Below are 8430 nucleotides of genomic sequence, written 5' to 3'. Positions count from 1 at the left end.
GATGTTGCCGGCCGAACCGTGAACCAGATTGCCGTGGAACATCAGCATGCCGCCGGCCTTGCCAGTCGGCGCGACGATGCCGCCTTCCTTCACCAATCGTGTTACCGTTTCCTCATCCAGTGTCCACAGCGGATATGACGTGGTCTGAAGGTCGTGCGCCGCCTTGAGATCGCCGGCGTGCTGGCTCTTCGGCACCAGCATCAGCGGACCATTGATCGGCATCACCTCGTCGAGGAAAATCGCGATATTCATCGCCCGCGGCTGCGGCATGCCGTCGTCGCGCTTCCAGGTGCCGTAGTCCTGGTGCCACTGCCAGACGTCGCCGGTGAAGGCCGATTTGGCGTTGATCTTGTACTGATGCATGTAGACCTTCTCGCCGAAGATCTGCTCCACCGGATCGATCATGCGCGGATGGGCGCCGAGCAGGCCGAACGCCTCGTTGTAGAGATGCGCGGCGAAGGCGGTGCGCGGCGCGCCGCTTTTCTCCCGCCACACCTCCGGCCGGTTGGCGTCGTAGATGCCCCCCGCCTCGCGCGCCAGCAGGTCGACCTCCTCGCGGCTGAACAACTCCGGCAAAAACAGCCAGCCTTCGCGGTTGAAGTCGTCGATCTGTTGCTGGGTCAGCTTCATGATGGTTCCTCCTTTGGTTTTTGATTGTCTTTCTCATGGTTGATGCGTGTTTTCACGCTCGATCCATGAGGCCTGCTGCTACGCCGCCTTGTCGGCTTTCCTCAGCCTCTCTTCCGTCATTTGTCCCGCGCTCATGGCATGCGCCAGCGCCGAGCTCTCGGCAGCCTTTGCGTTACCGGACAGAATGTGTGCGGCGATGGTTTCATGTTCGGCCCAGGCGCTGGTGCGGTAATCCAGTTCGGCCAGCACGGTCGCCATCGAGCGGCGCATATGCGGCCATTGCGGCGCGATCATCTCCTCGATCGCTGGATTGCCCGAAAGCCGGTAAATCGCGCTGTGAAAATCCACGTCGAGCGCGATCAGCCGCGCCAACGCCGTTTTCTGGTCGATCGCGCGTCCGGCGCGGAGCGCTCCCTCGAGATCCGCGCGTCCGGAAACATCGATCTTGATCCGTTCGGCTGCAAGCCGCGCCGCCAGCGCGTCGATGGCGCCGCGTACTTCGTAGAGCTGGCGGATGCTCAGGGGATCGAGTGGCGTGACTTCAAAGCCGCGGCGGCCGCTCTCGGCGACCAGACCCTGGCGATGCAGGAGATGCAGGGCGTGGCTGACCGGCTGGCGCGAGACACCAAGCCTGTCCGCAAGTTCGTGCTGCCGGATACGATGTCCCGGCGGCAATGTGCGGTCGATGATCGCTTCCAGTATCCGCGAATAGACCTGATCGATCAGGTTTGGGAGCGGGTCCAACGGAATCATGCTCGCCGTCCAATTGGAATACGGAATTCCGTATTCGAAAGCTAGCGGTGGGACGAGATGGGGTCAAGAGGAGATCCCGACCCAGCCGTTCCTTGTTTGACATCGCCAGCCGAATGATCTTTTTATCCCGGCATGACGATGATCCGTTTCAGCTCCGGACTGTATTACGCACCGCTCGCTTAGCGGTGGGATGTTTCGTCATCTTTCAACCGCTGCGTGTCAGCGGTTGAGTTTCATACGACCCGTTGGCCTCGCAGCTCTGCAGAGGCATCTCCGTGTCAAACGACAGCAATATCAATTCCCGCCCGTTGATCGGCATCATCGGTTTTGGCGCTTTCGGGCGTCTGACGGCTCGGCATCTCCTGCCGCATTTTCGGCTGTACGCCTATGATCCGGCGCTGCGACCCGGTCCTTGTGTGGAGATGCTCGATGTCATGCTCACGGACCTGCGGAGCGCCGCAAGTTGTCCGATCATCATCCTCGCTGTGCCAGTCAACCGCTTCGAAGAATCGGTTGCGGCGATCAGTCCTCACTTAAAGCCTGGATCGCTCGTACTGGATGTTGGATCCGTCAAGATGATTCCGGCAGAGATTATGAGGCGTGGTTTGCCGGAACACGTCGCGATCATAGCGACGCATCCGTTGTTCGGGCCGCAAAGCGCGCGCGATGGCATCAACGGCTTGAAGATCGCCATCTGTCCGATCCGCGGCGACCGAGGCCGGCGCGTCGCGGCTTTTCTGCGCAAGGCTCTTGGCTTGAACGTCGTCATGACGACGCCTGAGGCCCACGACCAGGACACAGCGATGGCCCAAGGGTTGACGCACCTGATTGCCAAGGTGCTGGTCCAGATGGAGCCTTTTCCGGCGCGCATGACGACGAAAAGCTTCGATCTGCTGGTGCAGGCAATTGCCATGGTTCGCGATGACGCGCCGGAGGTCTTTCAGGCGATTGAGCGCTCCAATCCGTATTCACAGCGGGTCCGACGGCGCTTCTTCGATCTGGCGTCCGCGCTCGACGCCGAGCTTGGAAATCGTTCACCGGTCAGGCTCAGCGCCGACAGGTCGTCGGTGAAATTCGACACAAGCCAAACCAAACAGACCGACTGAACTGTCGGATGCTGGCTCTCCGCACCGTCACGCCGCTGCCAGAAACTCCAGCACGATCCTGCAATATTCTTGCGGCGCCTGCTCGAACATCCAGTGGCCGGCGCCCGATATCATGGCCGTCTTGGCGCCGGGAACCTGCGCCGCCAGCGCGCGCAGCACGGCGGGCAGGCTTCCTTTGGTCTCCGTGCCCCCGATGAACAACGTGGGCACCTCAATCGATTGCGCTTCGGCCCTGGCATAGGGTTTACGATTCTCGCCGATCTGGCCGATCAGCGTGTAGACATTGTCGCGCAATTGCTGCTTGGGGGTGGCAGGCAGGCGGCCCCAGCCGCCTTCACCTTCGATCGTATCGAAAAACAATTTCAGCGCGCCCTCGACATCGCCGTTTTTGACTCTTTCGGCGGATGCCGCGAACCGCGCGGCGCGATCCGAGGGGCCGGGTGTCGCAGCCGCAGCATCGAGCGTCGCGTCCAGTTCGCCGCCCGGCTCGGCCAGCACCAGCTTGCGCAGCAATTCGGGCCTCTGCTGGGCGATGCGAAATGAGATATGGCCGCCGCGCGAGTGCCCCATCAGGTCCACCGGCCCGGCGTTCAGTTTCTCGATGAAGCCGATCACGTCGGCGACATGCTGCGCCATCAGATAATCATCCCCGATGCCGTCCCAGTGTTCGGGGAAAAAGTGCCGCAGGCTGACCGGGATCACCCGATGCTTTCTCGACAATGGGCCCAGCACCGCCGACCAGGTGCGGAAGTCCCCCAGCGTGCCGTGCACGCAGACCAGTGGCCGGCCTTCGCCGATTTCGAGATAGGCCATGTCGTATCCGTTCACGGGGAGGGTTTGCATGGAATTACCCGCAAGGCCTGATGACGTGAGGAAATAAAATCATGGCACGTAAGGTGGTCGCCTGCTGCGCCTTTGGCTCACGCGCCAGCCAGAAATTTCAGTACGATCTCGCAGTATTTCTGTGGCGCCTGCTCGAACATCGGATGCGTCGCGCCTGGAATCATCTCGGTTCTTGAATTGGGAACGTGCGCCGCCAGCGTATGCAACACCTGCGGCAACGTGCCTTTGGTATTGGCGCCGCCGATGAACAGCGTCGGCGTCTTGATCGCCTCCGCATCGGCCTTCGAAAATGGCGGACGCCTGTCGCGGGTCTGACCGATCAGCGTCGTTGCGTTGTCGCGCAACAGCTGCTTTGGCGTTGCCGGCAGTCGTTTCCAGGCCCCGGGACCTTCCAGCGCATCCATGAAAACCGCCAAGCCGCCGTCGATATCTCCTTTGGCGATGATCTCCGCCGACGCGGCAATCCGCGCGGCGAGCGGGGAGGGGCCGGGCTTGAATGCCGGATCGAGCGAGGCATCGAGTTCGCCGCCGGGCTCGGCCAGGATCAATTTGCGCAACAGATCAGGCCGTCGCTGCGCCACTCGAAATGAGACATGCCCGCCGCGGGAATGTCCCATCAGATCCGCCGGGCCGGCGTTCAGCTTCTCGATAAAGGCGATCACGTCGGAGACATGTTGGGCTATCGAATAGGTGTCACCGACGCCGTCCCAATGCTCGGGAAAGAAGTGCCGCAAGGACACCGCGATGACCCGATGCTTTCTCGACAGCGGTCCGAGCACGCAGGACCAGATCCGGAAATCGCACAGCGAGCCATGCACGCAGACCAGCGGCGGTCCTCGGCCTATGTCGAGATAGGCCATGTCGGTGCCGTTGACGGGAAGCGTTTGCATGCTGGGGATCGCGGCTGATCGGAATGATGACGTCGTGGTTATCAGGCAAATTGCCCCGGAATCCGGGTGGACCGCAACTGCTTTCATACCTAGATTCCGGGGTAAATATGAGTTGGAGCCAGCCATGACCGGTTACCGCTTTGCGATCTTCGATACCGCGCTCGGCCGTTGCGGCGTCGTGTGGGGCGAACGCGGCATCAACGCGGTGCAACTGCCGATGGGCAGCGAGGATAAGACCCGCGGCCGCATCCGCCAGCGCTACGGCGACATCGCGGAATTGCCGCCCACGGCGGCGGTGCAGAGCGCGATCGACGGCATCGTCGAGTTGCTGGCAGGCAAGCCGAACGATCTCTCCGATGTCGTGCTCGACCTCGACGGCGTTCCGGAATTTCACCGTGGCGTCTACGACATCGCCCGCACCATCCCACCCGGCAAGACGATGACCTATGGCGACATCGCCAAACGGCTCGGCGGCGTCGAACTGTCGCGCGACGTCGGCCAGGCGCTTGGGCGCAACCCCTGTCCGGTCGTGGTGCCCTGCCATCGCGTGCTCGCTGCCGGCGACAAGCCCGGCGGATTTTCCGCCAATGGCGGCGTCATCACCAAGCTCAAGATGCTGGAGATCGAGGGCGCGGTGGTCAATTACACGCCGAGCCTGTTCGACTGAGATAAGGCTAACCCGCCGCCACCGCTTCGCAGGAAAATCCGTTGCCGCGGCGGCGGATTTTTCCCGCTGATGGCGAAGGGAAATGCGCGGTGCAGCACAGCGTATCGGTGTCGCAATAACGCTCCAGAAAACTGCGCCGCGTGGTGGCCGCCTGCGCCGGATCGATATCGAACTTCGCTGACAGTTCCGGATAATACGTCTGCAGCGGCGTGTGCATCAGGTCGCCGGACATCACGGCGTCGTCCTTGCCGCGGCCGAAAGTGAAGGCTATGTGCCCGGGCGTGTGTCCTGGCGTTGGCAGGATGCGGACATGATCGCCGATCGCATAATCGTTGCGCACGATCTCGGCCTTGTTGGCTTCGACAACGGGCAGCACGCTGTCGACGAACGGCGGCACGGGCGCTTTTCCGTTCTGCTCGGTCCAGTAGTCGAATTCATGCTTGCCGAACAAATAACGCGCATTCGGGAAGGTCGGCACCCAGCGGCCGCCTTCGAGGCGCGTATTCCAGCCGACGTGATCGACATGCAGATGCGTGCACATCACGAAATCGATATCGTTGAGAGAAAACCCCGCCGCCGCGAGCGCGCGCATGTAGCTGTCGTCGGTTTTCATATTCCATTTCGGGCGTAGCGGCCGCGGCTTGTCATTGCCGATGCAGCTATCGACCAGAATGGTGTGATGCGGTGTCTCGACGATGTAAGACTGAAAGCAAAGGATCAGCACGTCGCTGTCGTCGATCGCGCCGGCCTTCTGCATCCAGGGCTTGTTCTCCGCCAATAGCGCGCCCGTCAGCTCCGGCAGCATCTCCAGCGCCGGCATGAAGGTGGTTTCCTGCTCGATGATGCGATGGATCGTGAGGTCGCCGACGCTGAACTTGAGACTCATGGCAATGTCTCCGATGGCAATGTCTCCGATTACGCCGCCGGCGGCACCGAGATCTTCACTGAGGGGCGCTCCAGCATCTTCTGATGAAAGGCGTCGAGCTTCGGATAGGCTTTGCGCCAGCCGCAATCGGGAAAGCGGAAATCGGCGTAGCCGAGCACGCAGACGAGACCGATCTGTGCGACGTCAAACGGTCGCGACAACATGTCCGGGTGCTTCTCGAAGCGCGCCATGCCGTTCCAGGCCCGGTTCCAGTGATCGTCGGACCATGCCTGCCATTGCAGGCCCTGTGGCCGCACCATTCGCTCATAACGGCACAGCAGCATCGAATCCAGCATGCCCTGCAGCAGGGAATGGTCGCTTTTGACCTTCCATCGCGTCGGACCGGACGCGGGGATCAGCTTCCCGCCGCCGGCGAGTTCGTCGAGATATTCCACGATCACATAGGAATCGAGGACGACATCGCCATTGTCGAGGATCAGCGCCGGCAGCTTTTTCACCGGGTTGATCTGCGAATATTCATCATTGGGCTGACCCGGCACCACGGTCGCCGGCACGAATTCGATCTTGTCGATCAGGCCGAGTTCGATGGCGGCAATGCGCACCTTGCGGGCAAATGGCGAGGCCGGGGAGAAGGTGAGTTTCATTTGAAATATCCCTGAAAAATTCTTTCCTCCGTCATGGCCGGGCTTGACCCGGCCATCCATGTCTTTCTGCGACCCCGGATTGTTAAGACGTGGATGCCCGGGTCAAGCCCGGGCATGACGAGTTATTGGGTGGATCACGCCTCGATGATTTCCTGGCGTTGCTCGCCAAGCCCTTCGATGCCGAGCGTGACGACGTCGCCGACATTGAGGAATTTCGGCGGCTTCATGCCGGTGCCGACGCCGGGCGGCGTGCCGGTCGTGATGATGTCGCCGGGCAACAGCGTCAGGAATTGCGAGACGTAGGAAATGCACTTCGCCATCGAGAAGATCATGGTCGAGGTCGATCCGGTCTGGCAGCGCTTGCCGTTGACGTCGAGCCACATCGACAGTTTCTGCACGTCCGGAATCTCGTCCTTGGTCACCAGCCACGGGCCGACCGGGCCGAAGGTGTCGTGCGACTTGCCCTTGGTCCAGGTGCCGCCACGCTCGATCTGGAAGTTGCGCTCCGACACGTCGTTGCAGACGCAATAGCCGGCGACGTGATTGAGCGCGTCGGCTTCGGAAACGTACTTGGCACGGGTGCCGATAATGGCGGCAATTTCCACTTCCCAATCGAGCTTGGTCGAGCCGCGTGGTTTCTCCACCGCATCGTTCGGGCCGCTCAGGCTGGTGTTGGCTTTCAGGAAGAAGATCGGTTCCGGCGGAATCGGGTTGCCGGTTTCCTTGGCATGGTCGACATAGTTCAGGCCGATCGCGACGAATTTCGAAATGCCGGTGACGGGCGCGCCGAGCCGCGGCTTGCCATCGACGGCGGGAAGCTTGGACGGATCGAGGCCGGCGAGCTTGGCCAGCGAGGCCGGCGCATAGGCCTCACCGTTGAGGTCCTTTACCTGCGCCGAGAGATCGCGCAACTGGCCGGATTTATCGATCAGGCCGGGCTTTTCCTGGCCAAGCGCGCCGTAACGAACAAGCTTCATTTTTAATCACTCCCTTGGGGGTTTTACTTACTTGGCAGCTTCATGGAACAGGGCGGCCGGAAATTCAACTCCCAGGCCCCATTTGCAGGGCTGAATCACGCTTTGGGCATGCTCTTTTTCCGAAAACCGGTCCCACTTTTCGCTGGCGCGGCCCTTCGGGTCGGGATCGTCCCTAGGCGATAAATTTAAAGGCATTTCCGTCGCGCCTGATATGGCCGGCGTTGAAGTGCCCCCCGATCACCAGCGTCGGCGTGTCGGCAAATCGCGAGAACAATTCGCGCCGGGTCACCGCCGACTGGACCGGATCGGAATCCGCGGTCGAAGACCAGTCCAGATGCGCCATCTGGCAGGGATGGTGGGCGACATCGCCGCTCAGCAGCCCCTGTTCGCCGTCCGATTTGATGTGGAGGCTCATGTGGCCCGGGCTGTGGCCGGGGGTCGATATCAGGGTGATTTCATCGCAGACTCTGGCGTCGCTGGCGACGAGGTCGGCCTTGCCGGCATCGGCAATCGGCTTCACGGAATCGTTAAATACCGCGACCTTGTCGGGCTCGTCGCTGTGGTCGCGCCAGTGCTCATATTCGGTCTTGCCGAACACGTAGCGCGCATTGGCAAAGGTCGGAACCCATTTGCCGCCGACGAGCTTCGTGTTCCAGCCGACATGGTCGACGTGCAGATGCGTGCAGAGCACAGTGTCGATGCTTTCAGGAGGGAAGCCCGCGGCCGTCAAAGTGTCGAGGAACGGATCCTTGCGGTTGTTCCAGGTCGGCACCTTGCGGCCTTCCTTGTCGTTGCCGAGCCCGGTGTCGACCACGATGCGGCGGGAGGGCGTCTCGATCACGAGGGAATGGATCGACATTTTGAGACGGCCCTCTTCGGTGGCGAAATGCGGAACGAGCCAGGGCAGTTTCTGGATTTCCTCGTTGCTGGCCAGGGGCAGGATAAATCGGGTGCTGCCGACCGTCTCCAGTTCGACGATTTTGGTGATTTTGACCCTGCCTATATTCCAGTGCATCCGGCGCTTCCTCTCACTC

The 8430-nt window shown here is 61.4% G+C and carries 10 protein-coding genes (1 of these 10 running past the window's edge); 2 read left to right on the top strand and 8 right to left on the bottom strand.

From position 1 onward, the window contains the following. Together BLV09_RS20545 and BLV09_RS20540 are read right to left on the bottom strand one after the other, a co-directional pair. Positions 1 to 630, bottom strand: the 5' portion of a protein-coding gene (locus BLV09_RS20545) for a phytanoyl-CoA dioxygenase family protein (RefSeq protein WP_146688663.1). The gene continues 171 nt to the left of window position 1, outside the view; only the first 630 of its 801 coding nucleotides appear in the window; it begins with the start codon at positions 628 to 630; its stop codon lies beyond the left edge, outside the window. Positions 631 to 708: 78 nt separating this feature from the next. After that, a complete protein-coding gene (locus BLV09_RS20540) occupies positions 709 to 1383 on the bottom strand; it encodes a GntR family transcriptional regulator (protein ID WP_146688662.1) in 675 nt (224 codons plus the stop codon). Positions 1384 to 1658: 275 nt separating this feature from the next. Here BLV09_RS20540 and BLV09_RS20535 point away from each other — a divergent pair, with 275 nt between their 5' ends. Then, complete coding sequence (locus BLV09_RS20535) at positions 1659 to 2489, top strand: prephenate dehydrogenase (RefSeq protein WP_146688661.1); 831 nt, start codon at positions 1659 to 1661, stop codon at positions 2487 to 2489. A 27-nt stretch (positions 2490 to 2516) separates the two neighbouring features. Here the strand turns inward: BLV09_RS20535 and BLV09_RS20530 are convergent, their stop codons facing one another. Both BLV09_RS20530 and BLV09_RS20525 read right to left on the bottom strand, forming a co-directional pair. Then, entirely contained in the window at positions 2517 to 3332 is an 816-nt protein-coding gene (locus BLV09_RS20530; RefSeq protein WP_146688660.1) for an alpha/beta fold hydrolase, read from the bottom strand. Between the two features lie 77 nt (positions 3333 to 3409). Then, positions 3410 to 4222, bottom strand: a complete 813-nt coding sequence (locus BLV09_RS20525) for an alpha/beta fold hydrolase (RefSeq protein ID WP_100384200.1) — start codon at positions 4220 to 4222, stop codon at positions 3410 to 3412. Between the two features lie 124 nt (positions 4223 to 4346). Between BLV09_RS20525 and BLV09_RS20520 the strand changes: the two genes are divergently transcribed. Beyond that, positions 4347 to 4889 (top strand): methylated-DNA--[protein]-cysteine S-methyltransferase, encoded by a 543-nt coding sequence (locus tag BLV09_RS20520; protein ID WP_100384199.1) that lies wholly within the window; start codon positions 4347 to 4349, stop codon positions 4887 to 4889. Between the two features lie 7 nt (positions 4890 to 4896). On the opposite strand, the gene BLV09_RS20515 is transcribed toward BLV09_RS20520, so the two are convergent. The 4 genes from BLV09_RS20515 to BLV09_RS20500 all read right to left on the bottom strand — a co-directional run bounded on the left by BLV09_RS20515 (position 4897) and on the right by BLV09_RS20500 (position 8411). Next, positions 4897 to 5775 carry an MBL fold metallo-hydrolase gene (locus tag BLV09_RS20515; protein WP_167558821.1) on the bottom strand — a complete coding sequence of 293 codons (879 nt, stop codon included), beginning with the start codon at positions 5773 to 5775 and terminating at the stop codon, positions 4897 to 4899. A 29-nt stretch (positions 5776 to 5804) separates the two neighbouring features. Further along, positions 5805 to 6419 (bottom strand): glutathione S-transferase family protein, encoded by a 615-nt coding sequence (locus tag BLV09_RS20510; RefSeq protein WP_100387220.1) that lies wholly within the window; start codon positions 6417 to 6419, stop codon positions 5805 to 5807. A gap of 134 nt (positions 6420 to 6553) precedes the next feature. Continuing rightward, positions 6554 to 7396, bottom strand: coding sequence for a fumarylacetoacetate hydrolase family protein (locus BLV09_RS20505; RefSeq protein ID WP_146688659.1), 843 nt, complete (start codon positions 7394 to 7396; stop codon positions 6554 to 6556). Between the two features lie 172 nt (positions 7397 to 7568). Then, positions 7569 to 8411: an MBL fold metallo-hydrolase gene (locus BLV09_RS20500; RefSeq protein WP_146688658.1), complete on the bottom strand. Its 843-nt coding sequence runs from the start codon at positions 8409 to 8411 to the stop codon at positions 7569 to 7571. Between the last annotated feature and the right edge of the window lie 19 nt (positions 8412 to 8430).

It is taken from the genome of Bradyrhizobium canariense (assembly GCF_900105125.1).
GTDB lineage: Bacteria > Pseudomonadota > Alphaproteobacteria > Rhizobiales > Xanthobacteraceae > Bradyrhizobium > Bradyrhizobium canariense_A.
This window is presented reverse-complemented; position numbering and strand designations above follow the sequence as displayed.